16 protein-coding genes are annotated in these 19197 nt (G+C 64.3%); 5 read left to right on the top strand and 11 right to left on the bottom strand.

Annotated elements, in window-relative coordinates; genetic code table 11:
- The first annotated feature begins 128 nt into the window (after positions 1-128).
- A complete protein-coding gene (locus JS530_RS10235) occupies positions 129-1130 on the top strand; it encodes a LacI family DNA-binding transcriptional regulator (RefSeq protein ID WP_055427679.1) in 1002 nt (333 codons plus the stop codon).
- A gap of 51 nt (positions 1131-1181) precedes the next feature.
- On the opposite strand, the gene JS530_RS10230 is transcribed toward JS530_RS10235, so the two are convergent.
- The 3 genes from JS530_RS10230 to lacZ form a co-directional block, all read right to left on the bottom strand.
- A complete protein-coding gene (locus JS530_RS10230; RefSeq protein ID WP_214377061.1) occupies positions 1182-2486 on the bottom strand; it encodes an N-acetylglucosamine-6-phosphate deacetylase in 1305 nt (434 codons plus the stop codon).
- 73 nt (positions 2487-2559) lie between these two features.
- Positions 2560-3372: a glucosamine-6-phosphate deaminase gene (gene nagB, locus JS530_RS10225; protein ID WP_214377060.1), complete on the bottom strand. Its 813-nt coding sequence runs from the start codon at positions 3370-3372 to the stop codon at positions 2560-2562.
- 85 nt (positions 3373-3457) lie between these two features.
- On the bottom strand, positions 3458-6619 hold the full coding sequence (lacZ, locus tag JS530_RS10220; RefSeq protein WP_214377059.1) for a beta-galactosidase, LacZ type: 3162 nt from the start codon (positions 6617-6619) through the stop codon (positions 3458-3460).
- A gap of 360 nt (positions 6620-6979) precedes the next feature.
- On the opposite strand from lacZ, the gene JS530_RS10215 reads away from it, so the two are divergent.
- Positions 6980-8461, top strand: coding sequence for a glycoside-pentoside-hexuronide (GPH):cation symporter (locus tag JS530_RS10215; protein WP_214377058.1), 1482 nt, complete (start codon positions 6980-6982; stop codon positions 8459-8461).
- A 171-nt stretch (positions 8462-8632) separates the two neighbouring features.
- Here JS530_RS10215 and JS530_RS10210 read toward each other — a convergent pair whose 3' ends face one another.
- A complete protein-coding gene (locus JS530_RS10210) occupies positions 8633-12928 on the bottom strand; it encodes an LPXTG cell wall anchor domain-containing protein (RefSeq protein WP_214377057.1) in 4296 nt (1431 codons plus the stop codon).
- Between the two features lie 388 nt (positions 12929-13316).
- Here JS530_RS10210 and JS530_RS10205 point away from each other — a divergent pair, with 388 nt between their 5' ends.
- Entirely contained in the window at positions 13317-13997 is a 681-nt protein-coding gene (locus JS530_RS10205; RefSeq protein ID WP_214377056.1) for an Abi family protein, read from the top strand.
- Positions 13900-14331 (top strand): Abi family protein, encoded by a 432-nt coding sequence (locus JS530_RS10200; protein ID WP_214377086.1) that lies wholly within the window; start codon positions 13900-13902, stop codon positions 14329-14331. Before JS530_RS10205 ends, JS530_RS10200 begins: the two co-directional genes overlap by 98 nt.
- A gap of 101 nt (positions 14332-14432) precedes the next feature.
- Here the strand turns inward: JS530_RS10200 and JS530_RS10195 are convergent, their stop codons facing one another.
- From JS530_RS10195 to JS530_RS10170, 7 genes are all read right to left on the bottom strand, one after another.
- Positions 14433-14684, bottom strand: a complete 252-nt coding sequence (locus tag JS530_RS10195; RefSeq protein WP_240541197.1) for a hypothetical protein — start codon at positions 14682-14684, stop codon at positions 14433-14435.
- Between the two features lie 134 nt (positions 14685-14818).
- Positions 14819-15226 carry a hypothetical protein gene (locus JS530_RS10190; RefSeq protein ID WP_043164849.1) on the bottom strand — a complete coding sequence of 136 codons (408 nt, stop codon included), beginning with the start codon at positions 15224-15226 and terminating at the stop codon, positions 14819-14821.
- 106 nt (positions 15227-15332) lie between these two features.
- The gene (locus JS530_RS10850) at positions 15333-15572 is read right to left on the bottom strand and encodes a BrnA antitoxin family protein (RefSeq protein WP_240541196.1); all 240 of its coding nucleotides are present in this window, start codon (positions 15570-15572) and stop codon (positions 15333-15335) included.
- Positions 15573-15576: 4 nt separating this feature from the next.
- Positions 15577-16173, bottom strand: coding sequence for a ParA family protein (locus JS530_RS10185; RefSeq protein ID WP_164514793.1), 597 nt, complete (start codon positions 16171-16173; stop codon positions 15577-15579).
- 43 nt (positions 16174-16216) lie between these two features.
- The gene (locus JS530_RS10180; RefSeq protein ID WP_214377054.1) at positions 16217-16744 is read right to left on the bottom strand and encodes a WhiB family transcriptional regulator; all 528 of its coding nucleotides are present in this window, start codon (positions 16742-16744) and stop codon (positions 16217-16219) included.
- Entirely contained in the window at positions 16741-17934 is a 1194-nt protein-coding gene (locus JS530_RS10175) for a helix-turn-helix domain-containing protein (protein ID WP_125981988.1), read from the bottom strand. The genes JS530_RS10180 and JS530_RS10175 overlap by 4 nt, the downstream gene beginning before the upstream one ends.
- Before the next feature lie 193 nt (positions 17935-18127).
- The gene (locus tag JS530_RS10170) at positions 18128-18301 is read right to left on the bottom strand and encodes a hypothetical protein (protein ID WP_165775776.1); all 174 of its coding nucleotides are present in this window, start codon (positions 18299-18301) and stop codon (positions 18128-18130) included.
- A 470-nt stretch (positions 18302-18771) separates the two neighbouring features.
- Here JS530_RS10170 and JS530_RS10165 point away from each other — a divergent pair, with 470 nt between their 5' ends.
- Entirely contained in the window at positions 18772-19080 is a 309-nt protein-coding gene (locus tag JS530_RS10165) for a helix-turn-helix domain-containing protein (RefSeq protein WP_214377053.1), read from the top strand.
- Positions 19081-19197 lie beyond the last annotated feature (117 nt).

The raw sequence follows: 19197 nt of genomic DNA, 5'->3' as shown, positions 1-19197 counted from the left end.
GCCCCTTTGTCGGGACATGTGCAGTCTACCAGTCATGGGTAAACTTCCACGTCGCCAATGCCGCTAACCATGCCTTCCCGGGTTATGCTGTAGTAAAACTCTTTACTAAAGTTTGCGGGGAGGATGTCATGGCCACGCTCAAGGAGGTCGCGGAACGGGCCGGAGTGTCGCAGAGCACGGTGTCGCGCTTGCTGAACGACCCATCGTTCTCCATCAAGGAGGAGACGCGACGGCGCGTGCTGCGCGTATGCGAGGAGCTGGGATACCGCAACGTGTTCCGTCCCGCGATCGCTGTGCTGGACGCCCCTCCGTCCGGGGAGGAGCTGCAGGACGCATACTTCTCCGATCTGCGGAAGGTCCTTGCGGAGTGTGCGGGGTCGATGGAATTGGACCAGCCCACGTTCATCCGGTCCATACACGAGCTGACGGAACGCGCAGCGGAGTTCGATGGGTTCATCACCGTGGGCGCCACGGTGTTTCCCGAAACGGACCTGCGCGCCCTGCATGCGGCACTCCCACATGGCGTGTGCATCGACACGAATCCGGCACCGCACCTGTTCGACTCCGTACGGCCCGATCTGTCGCAGACGATGCTGGATGCCTTGGACGCGATGATCGCGGCGGGCCGCAGACGCATCGCGTTTCTCGGTGGCGTGGGCAGCATCATGGGCACGCATGACTATCCCGAGGATATCCGCGAACTGTCGTTCCGCCAGTGGGCTGCGCACTTGGGATTGGAAACGGACGGATTGGTGTATTCGTCCGGCACGTTCACCGTGGAGAACGGTTATCGTCTCGCGGAGCAACTGGTGGCCGATCATCGTGAGGCCGGCAGCATGCCCGATGGTCTGATCGTGGCCGCCGACGTGCTCGCGGTGGGGGCGTTGCAGGCGTTGAACGCACTGCGCGTGGCGGTTCCCGACGAGTTGGCCGTGGTGAGTGTGAACAACCAGTCAATCGCCCGGTACACGTCGCCGTCGCTGAGTTCGTATGCGATCGATCAAAGGGAGTTGGCCCGTATGGCGTTCTCCACCTTGATTGATGGGTTGAAGCATGAGCGGCGGGTGCGTCGTCACATCCTGCTGACGACCGAGCTGGTGCCGCGCGCAAGCTTCGTTCCTCAGGCGTAAGACGTCGTCTCGAAGACGGGCGGCACCGGCGTCGATTTTGCTGGAAGGAATTTACTTCACCTGGCGGCCGGCGCACCAGACGTGTTGGGCGGTCCAGTCGGTGGGGTCGAGGAGGTTGATGTCGGCGGCGTATCCGGGGGCGATGAGGCCGAGCGGGGCTCCGGTGACGGGGTTGGCCTTGTCGAATCCGAAGGCGCGGGCCGGGGTGAGGGTGGCGGCCTCGACGGCGGCGACGGGGCTGAAGCCGAGTTCGTTGACCGCGCGCTGGACCGCGACCTCCAGGGTGAGCGTGGAGCCGGCGATGGCGCCGTTGGACACGAGGCGGGCGTGGCCGTCGATGACGTTCACGTCGAGTTCGCCGAGCTTGTACGCGCCGTCGGGGCAGTCGGTGGCGGCCATCGCGTCGGTGACGAACGCGATGCGGTGGGGCGCGAGGCCGAAGCCGAGTTTGACCATCGGGTTCTGCACGTGGAAGCCGTCGTTGATGAGCTCGATGGTGACGCGCGGGTCCTCCACGGCGGCCGGGATGGGGCCGGGTTCGCGGTGGTGCAGGCCGTTCATCGCGTTGAACATGTGGGTCATGATGCCGGCGCCCGCGTCGAAGCCGGCCTGGGCGGTGGCATAGTCGGCGTCGCAGTGGCCGACCGCGGGCACCACGCCGGCGGCAGCGAACTGCTTGATGGCGCCGATGCCGTGCTCCAGTTCGGGGGCGATGGTGATCTGGCAGATGCAGCCGAGCTTGCCGGCGGCGGGGTCGGCGCCCGAGGCGTCGAGCATCTCGTCCACGAGTTCGGGCACCGGGTCCTTGAGGCAGTTCGGGTCGTGCGCGCCCTTGCGCTTCAGGGCGAGGAACGGGCCTTCGAGGTGGCAGCCGAGGATGTCGGGGCGGGTGGCCATCTTCTCGTGCACGGTGCGGATGTTGCGGCAGATCACGTCCATCGGGTTGGTGATGAGCGAGAGCACCTGGCGGGTGGTGCCGTGGACCGCGTGGCCGGCGCGGGCCACGTCGATGCCGTCGGGGCCGTCGTCGAAGCTCTTCTCCCAGGCGCCGTGGGCGTGGATGTCCACGTAGCCGGGCGTGAGGATGCGGCCGGCCGCGTCGATCACCTCGCCGGAGCGGGAGGCCGGGTCGATGCCGACCGTGCGGCAGGCGTGTTCGAACGCCTCTTCGCCGCTGCCGTCCGCCGCCGCGAAACCGGTGGCCACGATCACGCCGCGCGCGTCCGAGACCACCCAATATCCGCTTTGCTCGCCGCGGGCATCCACCTTGCGCGCCCCGCGGATCGCGACCGGCTTGGCCTCGCCTTCCAACGCCGCGGTCACGCGCGCGACGATCTCGTTTCTGTCCTGTGCCATGATTTCCTTCCTGTATGCGTTCGGGCTCCTTCTTTGCGGAGAAAGAAGGAGCCCGAGTTCGGTTCGGTTACTGTCAGATGCCCTGCCAGGCCGGCTTGTGGGCGAAGGCGTAGCGGTAGTAGTCCTTGTGACGCAGGCGGCTGGCGGCCTCCTCGTCGATGATGATCGTGGCGTGCGGGTGCAGCTGCAGCGCGGAGGCCGGGCAGAACGCGCTCACGCCGCCCTCGACGGTCTCCTCGATGGCCTCGGCCTTGCCGGCGCCGAACGCGAGCAGCACGAGGTGGCGGGCCTTGAGGACCGTGCCGATGCCCTGCGTGATGCAGTGGGTCGGCACCTGGTTGATGTCGTTGTCGAAGAAGCGTGCGTTGTCGATGCGGGTCTGCTCGGCCAGGGTCTTCACGCGCGTGCCGGAGGCGAGCGACGAGCCGGGCTCGTTGAAGCCGATGTGGCCGTCGGTGCCGATGCCGAGGATCTGCACGTCGATGCCGCCCGCGGCCTCGATGGCCGCGTCGTAGGCCGGGCCGGCGGCGGCGATCTTGTCGCCGTCCTCAAGGGGCGCGCCGTTCAGCACGTCGCCGGGCACGTGGACCTTGGCCGGGTCGAGGCCGAGCGGTTCGACGACCGTGCGGTGGATGGTGGAGTGGTAGGACTCGGGGTGGTCGAGCGGCAGGCCCAGGTACTCGTCGAGCGCGAAGCCGCGCACCTGGGAGACGTCGATGGATTCGTCCTTCACGATCTTGGCGAGGGCGCGGTAGGCGGCCAGCGGGCTGGAGCCGGTCGCGAGTCCCAGCACCGCGTCCGGCTTGGCCTTGATGAGGTCCGCGACGCAACGGCCGTAGATCTCGCCGGCCTCCTCCTCGTTCTTGACGATGATCACTTCAGCCATGATTGATTGTCTCTTTTCTGTGGGTGTGTGTTGGGGAATATGCACGGGCGGCGGCATGGTGGTGCATGCCGCCGCCCGTTGCCGGTCAGATGAGTTCGAGGTTCACGTCGAGGGTGAGCGGCCTGCCTGCAGGCAGCTGGTAGGCCGTGTGGACGGGGGCTCCCCAGGAGTCGTCTCCGCCGACGCCCATCTGCGCCGCGAGCAGACGCAGGTAGTTGTGGCGCGGGGCGGGCATGTCCTCATGGCGGCGCGCGGCTTCGATCATGTAGGTGTTCCATGGCAGCAGGCTGGCCGTGAAGTGACGGTCGCCGCGCTGGCTGACGCGCAATCCGTGGCCTTGGATGTCGGTGGCTTCGAGCCAGCGGACGTCCTCGTGGCTTCCGGTTTCCTGCACCATGAGATACGGCGCCATGCTCGACTCTGAGGTGGTGTCCCAGATGCCGAGCTTGCCGCCCTGCTTGCGGTCGCGGTAGGTTTCCTCGGGGCCGGGTCCGTAGTAGCGCAGCTGCGTGTATTCGCCGGGCAGTTCCCATTCGACACCGAACGCGGGCAGGCTGGCGGCGTTGGTGACATCGCCGGGGTATTCGACGGTCAGTCGCATGCGCATGTCGGACGTGATGCGGTAGGCGACCGTCACGGGCGTGTGGCCCGGGTCGGCGAGCTCGTACCGGTATTCGGCCGTGAGTCCTCCGTCGTCGGATTGCGTGATGCTCGTATCGGTCACGATGGCGTAGCGGCCGGCCGCGAACCATGCTGCACGGTCGAATCCGGAACGGTTACCGCGGTCGTTGTCGGTCAGAGGGCGGAAGGTGACGAGTTCAGGGCGACGGATGACCATTTCCCGTCCGTCCCGCGCCCAGGAGACGATGCCTCCCTGGGTGCGCGACAGGAGGATTTCCTCGTCGTCGCGGCGGATGCCCGCGTTCCACCGGCCGAGCGTGACCGTCGCGCGGCCGTCGTCGTCATAATCGGTCTCGGTGATGTCCCGTTCGGGGTTGAGGGTGCCGGTAAGCTGGCCGAACGCGAGCTCGTAGCCGGCCGGCGCCCATGCGGTGGCTTCGGCGAGCAGGAGATCGACCTCGTAGGTGACCTCGCGCGTATTCCCGTCCGTGTCGATGTCCGGGAAGGCGATGTCATGGCGTTGGGTGTCTCCGGCGGCCACGTCGAACCGGTAGTCGGCGTGCCAGATCTCGCGCCCGTCTTCGAGGAGCCGTGCGGCGAACACGTAGCCGTCGGTGCCGATGAACAGGTTGCGGTTCTCGATGGTCACGCCGTGCCCATCGGGGGTGAGCATGATCGGCGAATACAGCTGCTTGACCTCCTGCGCCTTGGGGCTGGGCGTGCGGTCGGCGAACACGATGCCGTTGCCCACGAACTCGTAGTCGGTCGGCCGGTCGCCCCATTCTCCGCCGACGCTGAGTCGTTCGCTCCCGTCGGGCAGGCGCTGGACGAGCCCCTGGTCGATGTAGTCCCAGATGAACCCGCCGGAGTAGCGCTCGTACTGTTCGAGGTCGATGAACTCGCTCAGGCCGCCGCACGAGTTGCCCATGGCGTGCATGTACTCGCAGCTGACGAACGGCTTGTTCGCCGCGCCACGCTCGTCGCCGTGTTCGAGCCAGTCGCGGATCTCGTCCGGCTTGGCGTACATACGGCTTTCGAAATCGCTGATCCCATCGTAGGCGTGGTTCCAGTTGACGCCTTCGTAGTGGACGGGACGGCCCGGGTCGAGCCGATGCGCGTGCATGCTCATGGCCTTGAGGACTTCGCCCGCGTAGGATTCGTTGCCCAGCGACCAGACGAGTACGCTGGGATGGTTGCGGTCACGCATGATCATGCTGTCCAGCCGGTCGATGCATGCGCCCAGCCAGGCCTCGTCGTCACCGGGGACGGAGGTGCCCACGGGGATGTCGCCGGGGCTGTTCCAGCTGCCGTGGGTCTCCAGGTTGGTCTCGTCGATCAGATAGATGCCGTATTCGTCGCACAGCTCGTACCAGCGTGACTGGTTCGGGTAGTGCGAGGTGCGCACCGCGTTGATGTTGTGGCGCTTCATGAAGCGGATGTCCCACAGCATGTCCTCTTCGGTGACGGCACGGCCGCGCCGGCAGTCGAACTCGTGGCGGTCCACGCCGCGGAACACGAGGCGCTTGCCGTTGAGCTTGAGGACGCCGTCCTCGATGGCCACATGCCGGAAGCCGATGCGGGTGCGCGCGGTCTCCAGAACCTTGCCGTCCGCGTCGAGCAGGGTGACGGACAGTTCGTACAGGTCCGGGCGTTCGGCGCTCCAGGGGGCGGCGTCGTCGATCTCGGCTTCGGCGTGCAGCGTTCCGGCCGCTTCCGTGGCGGTGCGCCAGACGATGGTGCCGTTCTTGTCTCGCAACGCGAGGTCGGCCGTCGCGGCGTTCGTGGCGCCGTCGATCAGCACGTCCAGCGAGAGCGATCCGATCGACGTGGCAGGCTCCCAATCGGCTTCGGCGTGGATGTCGGAGACGTGGGCGGCGGGTCTCGCGTTGAGCTCGACGGAGCGGAACAGGCCGTGCAGCCGCCAGAAGTCCTGGTCCTCCAGCCAGCTCGCGCTCGAATACTCGTAGCAGGCGACCGCCAGCACGTTGCCGTCCTTCCTGACGACGTCCGTCACGTCGAACTCGCTGGGCGTGAAGGAGTCCTCGGCGTAGCCGACGAACGCGCCGTTGAGCCACACGTAGATGGCGGTGGCCGCGCCCTGGAAGGTGAGCGTCACCGTGCGGCCCTCGCGGATGGCCTGGGCGACCGCGCCCTCCGCGGCGAACTTGCGTCGGTAGACCGCCACATGGCCATGCTCGGGGATGGCCGGGGCCTTCGGGTCCTCGTGGCCGTCCCACGGGTACTGCACGTTCACATACTGCGGGTCGAGCAGTCCCGCGGTCTCCAGATGCGAGGGCACCCGCACGCGGGGGAACGACGAGTCGTCGAAGCCCGGCGCGGCGAACAGCGGCGACACGTCGCTGATCCAATCCGGCCCGTCGCTCGTCCCGTCGGGGAAGCTGTTCGCCGGCGCCGTCTCGACGCGGACCCGCCATTCGCCGTCAAGGCTCTGCGTGAGATCCGTGCCCTCGCCGCCGGAGGGGGCGTGCGACCAGCACGCATGGTCGGAATGGGCGTCGAGCCGGTGGACCGCGTACACGCGCGGGTCGGCGAGCCATGCCGTCGTCGGCATGGACGGGGAGACGATCGGATCGCCGTTCTTCCGCTGATCGTCGGTTGTGTTCATGATGTCCTCGCTTTCGCATCGGATTGCGTCGCGTCGTTGCCGCCGCAGTGCGGGAGCCTTCGAATGTGACTCCTTGCACAACGATGATAAAGATATTTACTAATTTACGCAACTTCTTGCGCATGCCTCGACGGTGACTGCGAGGACCTATGCAAATCCATTGATTGCAACGATAATTCGACTGCTATGATACCTTTTCCCGCGCGTCGCGTCGAATCGACGAATGCGATTCGTTGGCGTTGCTTGCGACACGCGGTAAAGTTTTTTACTTTTTCGAGATAGTTCTATACTCGCGTCTTGCGGGATCGGAGCTGTTCCCGCGCACGGATTCTTTACAGGTCGCAAGGAGGCCACCACACCATGAGCGGATCCACCACACAGCGCACGGCGACGCCCGGACAGCCGCAGGCAGCGCCCGCGAGGAACATGGGGCAGAAGATCGCATACGCGTTCGGCAATCTGGGACAGGCCGCGTTCTACAACACGATGAGCACGTTCTTCATCACGTTCGTGACCACCGCGCTGTTCATCGACGTGGACAAGACGCTGGCCGCGCGCCTCATCGCGGTGATCACCGGACTCGTGGTGGTCATCCGCATCGCGGAGATCTTCCTCGACCCGCTGCTCGGCAACCTCGTGGACAACACGAACACCCGCTGGGGCCGGTTCCGCCCTTGGCAGTTCATCGGCGGCCTCGTGCCCGGCATCCTGCTGATCATGGTGTTCACCGGCCTGTTCGGCCTCGTGGACGTGAACACCGGCGTGTTCATGGTCCTGTTCGTCATCGTGTTCATCCTGCTGGACGTGATCTACTCGCTGCGCGACATCTCCTACTGGGGCATGATCCCCGCGATCTCCTCCGACTCGCACGAACGCAGCACGTACACCGCGCTCGGCGCGTTCACCGGATCCATCGGCTACAACGGCGTCACCGTCATCGTCGTGCCCGTCGTCAGCTGGTTCACCTGGAAGTTCACCGGCCAATGGGAGCAGGGCCGCACCGGCTGGGCCGCGTTCGCCATCATCATCGCCGTGCTCGGCCTGCTGACCGCGTGGAGCGTCGCGTTCGGCACCCGCGAGAACCAGGGCGAGCTGCGCGCCAAGGCCGAGGCCAACGGCAACCCCATCGAGGCGTTCAAGGCCATCGCCCAGAACGACCAGCTCCTGTGGGTCGCCCTGAGCTACCTGCTGTACTCCGTGGCCAACGTCGCCACCACCGGCGTGCTCTTCTACCAGTTCAAATACGTGCTCGGCGCGCCGGACAGCTTCTCCATCGCCGGCGTCATCCCGGTCATCACCGGACTGGTCACCACGCCCCTCTACCCGGTGCTCAACCGCCGCATCCCGCGCCGCTGGCTGTACACCGCAGGCATGGCGTTCATGATCGCCGGCTACACGCTGTTCATCATCGCGCCCATGAACCTGCCCGTCGTCATCGTCGCGCTCGTCCTCTTCTACCTGCCCGCGCAGACCATCCAGATGACCGCCATCCTGAGCATGACCGACTCCATCGAATACGGACAGCTCAAGACCGGCAAGCGCAACGAGGCCGTCACCCTCTCCGTGCGCCCGATGCTCGACAAGATCGCCGGCGCGCTGTCCAACGGCATCGTGGGCTTCGTGGCCGTCGCCGCCGGCATGGTCGGCAACGCCACCGCCGCCGACATGACCGCCGCGAACATCCGCACGTTCAAGACCTGCGCCTACTACCTGCCGCTCGCCGGCATCGTCGCCAGCCTCGTCGTCTTCCTCCTGACCGTCAAGATCGACGAGAACATGCACGACCACATCGTCGAACAGCTCGAAGAACGACTCGCCTCCGAGGAACCCGACAAGCGGTAAGTAATCAAGGCAGCAAGGGAACGGCCCGGCGCTAACGGTTTGAACCGTTGGCGCCGGGCCGTTGCCATGCCCGCCGGGGAGAGAAGAAGGAAGAGAACCGGCGGGGTTCCGGCCGGATTGTCGTCCGGCCGGAAGAATCATCGCGGCAGGGAACGGTCCCTGCCGCTTCGGTCAGACCACGGATTGCCCGCCGGGAACCGGATCGGCGGTTTCGACGGCATCCGCGTCGGCATCCTCGGCATCGACGGGTTGCATCGTGCCGGAGTGGCGGCCGCCGGCGTTGTTCCCGCGCCTGAACCTGCGGGCGGCGACCAGTCCCACGCCGACGGCGAGCAGCGTGATCGCCGCGGCGATCATGCCCTGGATGGCGGCGCCGGTGTGGGCGAGCCCGGTTCGGTAGCCGTTCCAGTCGTCGGTGTTGCTGACCACCTCGGTATCGGGGCAGACGAGCCTGCCGTCGATCGTGACCGCGTCATCGGGTGCGGACGTCTCGTCCCTGCCGTCGAACGGATCCGGGTCGGAGACGACGCATTCGATCAGAGGCGTGCCGGTGACCGTGGCGCGGTCGGTGTGATGGTCGGTCACGCCCTTGAGGACGCCCTTGACCTCGACGCTCTCACCGGGCTTGAGGATGCGGCTGTCCCAATCGGCGGGGTATTCGAGATCGGTCACCCGGCCGTCGCCGGCGACCAGTTGGTCCTTGAGATTCAGGTCCTTGGTGCGGTACCATGCGCCCTGCTTGGTGTCGGGGTCGGTGGTGCTGGTGTTGGTGATGGTGAACACGATGCGCGTGTCGCCCTGCATGGCCAGCGCGTCCTTGACCTGATCGCGGTCGCCGGCCGGCCAGCCGGAGGCCTCGTCCCATTTCTCGATCTTCAGGCTCGGTGTCATGTCGGGCGTGTGCGTCTCGACCTGGTTGGAAGGCCGTTTGGTGCCGTTGAGGGTTTCGTCGAACCGGTTGGCGATGTGTTCTCCGGTCTTGACGCGCTTGCACTGGATGAACGCGGTCCATGCCTGCTCGCTTTCGTTGTCGCCGCTGACGAGGTCGAGCATGCGCTGGGTCGCGGTAACGGTGACCACGCCCTCGTCGTCCTGCGCGAGGGTGAACAGTTCGCCGCCGTATGCGCCGGCGTCGAAGCCGCTGCCGGCGATCTTCACGCCTTTATGGGCGATCACCTTGCCCTGTTCGGTCAGGTCGCGCATGGCGTACACGGCCCATTGGCCGGTGTACTGGTCATGCTCGGTGTCGAGCGGGTCGGTGATGCTCCAGTCGGTGACCTTCTGGTAGGCGCGGTGAGCGGGCAGCACGGAACTGTCGAGACGGTAGAGGAACAGGCTATTGAGGTACACGCTCCGCTTGTCGATGGATTCACCGTCCACCTTCACGACCACGTCCTTGGACGGGTTGACGGGTTTGAGGGGGTTGGCGACCTCGTTGGTGTCCTTGCGGGTGTCGTTGACGACCTGCGTGGCCTTGTTCTTCACGATATGTCCGTCGGTGACCTTGATGACGGTCATCGGCAGGCTCACCTCGTAGCTCGTGCTCAGCATCGACTGGTCGATGGCCGGCTCCTTCAACGGGTCGTGGTCCTTCTTTTCGGCGTATTCCTTGAGGTTCTTGGGCTGGGGGTCGCCCTTGATGGTTTCGCCGGTGGCCGGTACCTTCGTGTCCGCGGTCTTGGCGTACACGTAGGCGACGCCGTCGATCGCCGCGATGTTGAACTTCGCGGTCACGTCCTTGCCGGTCGCGGTGTCGGTGACCTCGATGCGCTTGGCGTCAAGGGAGAGATATTCGTCGTCCCAGTCGTCGGTCATGCCGAGCCTCCAGACCTTGTAGGCCTGGTTGGTCTGCTTGGCGTCGATGGTCACGCGGTAGTAGATCTGGTCGCCCAGCAGCGCGGTCTTGCCGTCGATGCTGATGGACGGGTCGGCCTGGGTGTCCTTCTTCACCGGCGTGAAGTCGGGCGGCTCGTTCCATACCCTGTTGCTCGGGGTGACCATGTTGTTCAGTGTCAATGCCCACTGGTTGCCGATTTTGGTGTCCGTGGGCGCGTCCTTGGCGACCGTGCCCTCGAAGCGGACGATGATGCGCGGGTTCGCGCCGTTGCGCCAGTTGGTCTTCACGTACCCGTCGGAGAACACGAGGCGCACCGCGTGCTGCGAGTCGTTCCACTGGGTCTCGTACTCGGTTTTCGGGATGAACTTGCCAGTGGACAGGTCGGTGACCTCCAGGGTCTGCTTGTCCACTTCAAGATGCTCGTCGTAGGTGTCGGTGACCGCCACCTCGCTGACGGAGTACGCGAGATTGCCGGGCAGGTGGGGCTGCGTCTCCAGACGGTATTCCACGCGCTGGCCCGGGTAGACGACCCTGCCGTCCACGGACGCCTGGTCGCCTCCCTGCGAGGATTCGCCGACCACGTCCTTGACGACGGGCGGTATGTAGCCGCAGATCTTCGGTTCGTTCGTGGGGATGGTGTGCGTGTTGACGGTCTGGGATCCCTTGTTCGTCAGCGCCTTGCCATCCGGCGTGGTGCAGAACGACAGTTCGTCGCTCGACTGCTTGCCGAAGTCGTCGCGCACCTGGCCCGCACCCTTGCCGTTGGCATAGGACGCCTTGCCGGGAATGAGCAGCGTGACCTGCTTCGCGGTCTTCAGACCCTTCAATCCCTCGCGGTAGGCCTGGCCTGCGGTGGCGGTCACCGTGGTGCCTTCCATCGTGATCGTCCACTGGTCGGTAACGTCCCTGCCGTGGTTGGCGATGTCGGTGACGCTGGACTCGCGATCGGTGCCGGCATCGGCCTCGTACACCTTGATCTTCGACTTGTCGTCGGCGTCGAACAGGTAGTCGGCGGCCGACCAGTCGTCCGTGAGCGTCAGAGCTTCCGGGGCTTGGATGAGGTTTTTGGCGATGGTGCCGTTGACCACCGAGGCGACCCGGTCCCCGTCCAGAAGCGTCATATCGTCGGCGCCGGTCTGGTTGGTCTCCTTCGGGTCGGTGACCGCCTCCCACTGGCCCTTCGCGTTCAGGCGGATCCAGCTCTTGTCGGGATTCGGCCGCCACGTATCGAACTGTTTCGTTCCGGCGTCGGCCTCGGGCTCGTGGTTCCACTGGCCCCACGCATGGTCCCTGACCTGCTGGAAGTCGGAGGGTTTCGACACGGTCACGTCGAAGCTGAATTCGTAGACATGGTCCATGGGCATCTCGCCCTTGTCCGCCGACCGAGCGGCCGACACCGTGTTCGACGCCTTGTCCCAATTGATCTCGAACTCGCCGGAAACGTCGCGGTTGCCGTCGGTCCTGTCGATGAGCCTGTAGTTGTCCACGGAGTATTCGACGCCGTTGGTTTCGATCACGTCGCGGAAACGCATCTCGTAGCCGCCACGGCCGGTGCCGTACGTGATGGTGGTGCGGTTCGTCATCCGGTCGGCGCTCACGCCGTCCTCAATCTTCTTGACCGGGGGCTCGGGCGGCACCGAGCTCACCTTCCAGGATTCGGCCGGATCGCGGTCCGCGGTGTCCACGGCCGCCTGCATGCGGCCCTGCTTGGGCACCTGAATGTCGATCCAGTACGAGCCCTCGGCCCAGTATTTCATGCCGAAATCCTTCGGCGAGGCGAGATTGTCGAGCTGGGTGTCTCCATTGCTGGAGAAGCTGATCGACTTGCTCACGCTCTTCGCGGACAGGTAGGGGCCGTTCTCGTAATGGATGATCGCGGTGCCGTTCAACGTCTCCTTGATCGCGGAACCGCCGTTGTCTGCGTGGATGACGTCGCCGATCGGGTCGATGGAGCCGACCTGCATGTCGGTCTTCTGCTTGTGGCTGGTGGTCACGTTCAGCTTGTAATCGACCGGCGGCTGGTTCTGCGCTAGCACGATCACGCGGAACGAGGCGTTCGGGTTGGAGTTGATCGACTCCTGTGCCAGCGAGTCAACGCTGCGCGTGCCGAGCTTGTCCTTCCACGTGGTCGAGGTCGAGTACTTCTGCCCCTGATACATGTAGTCGCCCTTCGCCTCGGCCTTCCATTGCGCCTCCCAACGGTTCTTCGCGTTCGAGCTCACGTAGCTGCCGTTGAACGAACCATCCGCCAAGCGCACGTAGCCCACCGCCACCAGACGGCAGTCCGCGTTCCCCTCACCCGTATAGGAGCGTTGGCACTCATCGATCGCGTCGCTCAAAGTCTTGTTCATGTTCACGAACTGGTTCTGCCCGTTCGCCAGATCGGACGACAGACGCACCTTCGCGTCACTCAACGCCGTCTTCATGCCATCCAGCGTGGCCGGCCACGAATCCTTGTAGATCCAATGCACATCGGCCGTCTGCGTCGGACCACCGCCCGAACCGCCGCCATCCTCGCCGGAACCACCGCCACCGTTATCGGCCAACGCGACCGGAACCAGACAGGCCAGCAACGCCGCGGCGGCAGTGATCGACGCCACCGCGCCGGTGCCCTTCTTCCCGAACCTCATACGAAATCCTTTCCCACATGCGATCACAAGCCCCTCTCCGGGAAAGGGAGGAGACGGGGACTCCAGAACCCGCCTCCTCCCGGGTCCCTGGAAGAAAAGCACGCCCGCAAGCCCGACGGCCGGCCGCCGGACCCCGAACGCACCATCAGCATCACCCCGCATCGAGCGACGCTGCGGCGGACATGTGACGAAGATTGGCAACCCGTTCACGGATGAAACATGACGCGAATACTACATTTAGTGCATCGCTCTGCTTTGGATACTAGATGTACGGAGTGTTCTGTATCTTTACGAAAGGCGATATATTCGCTACAATTAGCGATGTTAAAAGCCACCATTGCCTCTCACTGAAGCACACTAGGGTGGCATTTTTCTTATCGGAGGAACGATGGACGAGAATGATACTCCACAGCTCCGCCCCTATCCGCAGCATCCGCCGAAATCATTGGATGATTTATCGGCCAAGCTTATTGACAACGGTTTGTCCGGAATAAGTCGTGAGCTGCTTGAGCGCCGAATCGAGCAAGTGGGATACTTCCGGCTGAAAGGGTACTGGTATCCGTTCCTCACCCCGGTATCGGAGCAGTCGGCGAAGCGCTCATTGCCCTTCCGTCAAGATGTGCAATTCAAGGATATCTGGGATAGATACCTGTTCGATCAGGAACTGCGGATGCTGGTATTCGACGGCATCGTCACCATCGAGATCTATCTCAAGAGCTTCCTCGCCCATGAACTATCGGTATTCGGCGGCGAATTCGGCTACATGACACGGGAAGGACTCCCGGGGTTGAGCTATGACGACCATCTGGCTTGCCTTTCCTCGTTGCGTTCGACATTCACCAAATCAAATCTTCCGTACCTCAGGCATTTCCGGAGTACCTACAGCGATCCGCTGCCTCCGTATTGGATGATCGTCGGATGCCTGAGCTACGGAACACTCAAGGAGAACTTCTACCAAGGAGCGCCAGACCATATCAAGAGAAAGCCTGGCCACCAGGCTGCATATCTTCAACCCCAACCCGAATCCCGCCGTACGCGGCGACGCCAAAATCCTCTCCAATTGGCTTGAGACTATCCGGCAGGCCCGGAACATGACCGCGCACCACGATCGCTTCTGGAACGAAACCAGCACCCGCATAGCGCCGAAACTGCCGAAGCATCGCAGCGGATCCCATGCAAAGGGTTGGTGGGGCAACGATTGGGATATCTTCCGTAAGTCCTCCGGCCCCGCTGCATTCCTCACCATGGAGAACTACCTGACATCCCAGATCGACGGACCCGCATGGACGGAGAAATTCATCTCCCTCATGGACAGGTACCCTCAGATTCCAAAGTCTGACATGGGATTCCCTGACGGATGGAGGGTGTCGCCGCTGTGGCGAGTCGATGGCTCAGCTCATTGACGGGGCATCCTAATTGCATAAATGGGAAACGCGCGCCTTTCAGGGACGTGGATTCAAGGAATTACCCGTCCCTGAAATGATAGGCGACAGAAACATCGTCTTTATTTGACGATGCGAGTGATTACATAGGCCATAAGACCTGCGATGACGGTGACGGCGGCAAGGAGCGCCAGTCTGGTTTCGTGGCGTTCCTTGGCCGCCATGTCGGCTTGTCGGTTGGCCAGGGCTTCGGCTTCGGCGGCGACGCCGCTGGCGGCGATGGCAGCGATATGCGCGCTCATCTGGTCTTCGAGCGTGGAATCCTCGCTCGTGCCGTCGAAGGGCTCTTCTTCTTCATTATGGTTGTCGTTCATGGTTCTGCTCCGTTCCTGATTGTTGGATTGTTTGCTTTTCTGCTTGTTGGCTTGCTTGATTGCTTGCATGTCCGATTGACTGCATGCAGTCAAGTTTGATTATTTGATTGCCTGTATGCGGGCTTGTCTGCTTGTCAGCTTTCGTTTTGCCCGGCGAGGATGGACATGCGGGCGGCGATGAGCGCGTGGCGCGCGATCTCCAGGTAGAGCTGGTGGCCCTCGCCGTCGCCCCAGAACCGGTCGAACTGTTCGGTCGGCATCATGCTGGCGGGGTCGAACCCGTTCCACACGCCGCCGCAGAACACCTTCGCCGCCGCGTTCACCTCCTCGTCGGACGGCATGCCCGGATGCCCCTCGGCGGCGTCCGCGGCCGCGCGCATCTGCGCGCCGAACACGCGGGCCTGCAATGGCGAGAGCGTGTACGCCAGTCCCGCCGTGGAGCCCGCGGGGAATCCCGTGTTCACGCCGAGGGTGATGACGTGCGCCTCCTCGCCGATGCTGATCCGGTCGCCGAGCACGGAGACCTCCATCGAATAGTCCATAGTGTCTCCTTTCCGCAGACGCGCCGGCTTGCCGGATTGCGTCTGCATGTTTGACTGCCTGAATGTTTGGGTGCTGACTTGTTGGATTGCTTGATTGTCTGACGGGTTACGGCTCATCGTCGCCGTCGAGCCGGTCGAGCTCGCGTTCGATGGCGACGCGCAGGAGCTGCTGCATGGGCAGTCCGTGCGCGGCGGCCGTGGTCTTGAGCCGGGTCTTGAGCGACACGGGTATGCGCAATGAGAGCATGACCAGCGGTTCGCCCGTGGTCTTGGAGGTCTTGTTCTGCTGACGCAGCACGTCGTCGAACGGCACCGGCCGTGCCAGTGGCTGGTAGTTGCCCTGCATGGTCTCACTCCTGCTTTCCGGCGATCTGCTGGAGTTCGGTGACGAGGTCCCGGTATTCGCCCAGCTGGTGCGGGTTGGTGCCGAGCGAACGCTTGTAGGACTGGGCCTTCGGCACGATCGTGTCGAACCGGGGCGTGTCCATGGCGTTGAGCGCGTCCATGGTGTCGCGGAACGCCTTCGTGTTGCGTTCGGCCTTGACCAGCAGCAGCGCGGCTGGCGTGCTCATCCTGGCCATGTCGAGGGTGCTCCATGCCTGCTGGAGGTCCATGGGCGAGTCCGACGCCGGCACGATCACGAAGTCGGCGGCCTTGATGGCCATGTCCAGGGTCGGCCCCTGCGGCGGCGCGTCGATGATCGCCCATTCGTCCGGGTCCGCTCCCGCGGCGAGCTGACGGAGCGTGGCCTGGTTGGCCGGAAGCACGTCGAACGTCAGCGGGTCCGCGGTCTGTTCAGCGGCGGCGGCCCACAGGCTCGCGCTGGACTGCGGGTCCGCGTCGTACACGACGGCGCTGCCGCCCCTGGAAACGATGACCGAGGCGATGTAAATGCTGGACGTGGTCTTCGCGACCCCGCCCTTGGCGTTGGCTATGGCGATGCGCATTCGTTCTTCTCCTTTGCGATTGCCGGCGATCACGCGAACCTGATCAGTCGGCCGCCTGATTGTCTGCTTGTCTGATTGCTTGGATTCCTGCTTGTTTGAATGTTTGATTGCCTGACGGCTCATGCGGGGCGGGGCGATTGGCCGTCCTGCCCCGTGCGCGCAGGCGTCGTTGCTGGCGTTCGGCGCTGGCCTCGTCGGTGGCTTCGTCGAACACGTTCCGATGGGTGCGTATCCAGTCCGTGAGCAGCCGCCAGCGTTGCGGCCACGGCAGGCCGCGGTCCCGGCAGGGGACGCCGTCGGCTTCGGCCATGCGCGCGATCCTGCGCCGGTCGGTGCACACCTTGCCGCCGTACACGCCCCATTCGAGCCCGCCGCTGGCCGCATAGGCCAGGCATTCGGCGCGTACCGGGCATCGTTCGCACACGGCCTTGGCGACCGAGTGGAACGCCTTCGCGTCGCCGGGACGATGCTCGAACTCCAGCGACCACAGGTAGTCGGACCATGGTTGCGGGAAATCGCGGCATTCGCCGGCCTTCTTCCACGCCTCAAGACGCTGCCCGTCCCCGCTCATGGCCGCACCGCCTCCGCCGGCGCAACGGCTTTCGCCTTGCGGCGCCCGGCGACGTCGTGGGTGGCGTGGTTGCGTTTGTCATACGCGCATACCGGGCACGCCTCCTGCGAGATGGCGCCTTCGATGTGTTCCTGACACAGCGAGGTGCGCAGCAGCGCCGCCCCGTAGATCGGCACGCGGCTCGCGGACGACGAGCTGACCGGTATCGCCCGGTTGGGGTCCTTGACGACCGGCAGCGGGGCGTCTGGCGCCCGCTTGCCCGTCGGATCGGGATGGGTGAGCATTTCCAGTCGCAGCTGCACGTAGTTCGCGGCGAACCTGGCGCCGCTGGTGAGCCGGGGCAGCCAGTAGCGGTTGCGGTACGCCCAGTCCATCGTCGCGACGATCTCGCCGTACGGGCGATCGATCAGCAGCGAGTGGACGGCCTTGCGGTCGGCCATGGTCGCCGGAACATCGAACCTCTGGTCCACGGCGAGCATGCGCCGGCGGATGCCGTCGAGCACGCGCACCTCCTGGCCGGCGCGTTCTGTGACCGGCTCGGGCAGCTTGCCGGGTTCGGGCACCCATAGCGGGTTCCTGCAGCCCCTTGGAGGCAGGGCCTTGCCCCAATCGGTCGCCGGAACGGGTTCGGTCTTCGTGGAGGCTTGTTCGGCGTTGAGGGGAGCATCCCCGAAGGGGATGAGGGGAGAATTGTTTATCACTTGTCTATTGGGTGACTTTCTGTCCAAGATTCCGGGACAATTTGTCCTCGGCTCCACGCCCTTCGGTTCGGGTGACAATCCGTCGGGTGACAAATTGTCCTTGTCTGGATCCGGTTTGCCGTCGCCTTCCGCCAGCGCGTCCAGATTCCTGGGCTTCTCCTCGATGTTCTCGGCGGCGTGGTCGCCGTCCATGACGACGTCCCATACGCGCGAGCGGTGTCCCTTGGCGATCGGCTTGCGCGTGCGCGGGTTGCGCGCCGACATCTCCTGATCGCCGGGCCTGATGTAGCCCTTGCGCTCCAACTCCTGCAACGAACGGATCACGGTGCGCTCACAGCACCCGCAGTTGAACGCGATGGTCTCCACGCTCGGCCACGCGGCGGCGCCATCGTCGTAGTAGGCGCGGCGGGCCAGGTACACCAGCACGAACTTGGTGATGCCCTTGACGTCGTCGCGCTCCCATGCCCAGTTCTCGGCTCTGCTGCTCATCGTTCGACCTTCCCGCCGTCATGCGCCGGGTCCGCTTCGCGGCGTTCGCGCAGCCTCGCGCCGATGTCGTCGCCCAGACGGGCGGCGCGGCACAACGCATACGAGAGAACGCCGCCGGACACGCACACGGCGGCAACGACCAGCCACCACATGGTTCGGCCGGTATCGGGGAAACGGTCCGCGGACGCGCGCCTCAGCGGCGCGAGCCCCGGGACGGGTGGGCGAGCATGGACAGCACATGCGCCTTCGCGATGCGCAGATCGACTTTGCCGCCGGCCCGCGTCGTCCGCCGCGCGGCGTCGCGCTGGCGATTAGGCTCGAAGACGGATGCCGGGCGAATGCCGGCGGTATTGGTAGAATCGGTCATGGCGATGACCCTCCTTCGGGGAATCGGAACGACGGGCGTCTGATCTTGGCGGATATGCGCGCCCGCGGCTCCATGGTTGTTGCCGTTCAATCCCCGCGCCGGGTTCCAGCCGGTCCGGGGATTCTCGTTTCGGGTTTCCACCCGCCATCCGTGAGATAGGCGTCGATGCCGAGCACATACCCAGGGGACAGGTTTCGGTGAATGGCCAGCCAGATCAGGTCGGACTGCTGCCATGGTATCGAGCCGTTGACCTTTCCCGCGACCGAGGATTTGGACGTACCCATCTCCCTCGCGAGGTCTCGGCAGCTCAGACCCGCCGCCGTCATATAGCGACGCATCGGAGAATCCATTATTTTTGCCGTCAGTCCATTCACAATAGACAATATATCAAGAAACTTGCACAGCAGCAAATCATTGTTGTAGGATTATGTCCATCGATATTGGACAACTCCAATTTGAAAGGACTTGATATGGCAAAAATCGAATCGTCGCCCGAATCCAATGGACTCGGCGACTACCTGCAGAAGGTATTCATCTGGAACGTCAACATGCAGCTGACCGGCCGCGGGATGACCCAGCAGTCACTTTGCGCGGCACTGGGGCTGAAGAGGGGCGCCGTGTCCGCGAAGATGACCGGCAAGACTTCCTGGACCATCCAGGACATCGCCGCAGTGGCGGAATTCTTCAACGTCCCCCCGCTCTCCCTGCTGGATACGTCGATGTACGAGCAGATGATGCGCGGAATGAGCAGTGACGGAGGTGCATCTTTGGGGTTATAGGCCAAAATGTGTGTCTGTTTTGGCTTGTTTTCCTTTGTGGCAGTAAGTGTTTCTCATGTTTAAGTTGTGTTGGTGGGGAACTTGAGGTCGGCCATAATGTGTGTCTGGAATAGGTCG

It is taken from the genome of Bifidobacterium colobi (assembly GCF_018555455.1).
In the GTDB taxonomy this organism is placed as follows: domain Bacteria; phylum Actinomycetota; class Actinomycetes; order Actinomycetales; family Bifidobacteriaceae; genus Bifidobacterium; species Bifidobacterium colobi.
The sequence above is the reverse complement of the archived record's forward strand: the minus strand, read 5'-3'. Positions and strand labels throughout refer to the sequence as shown.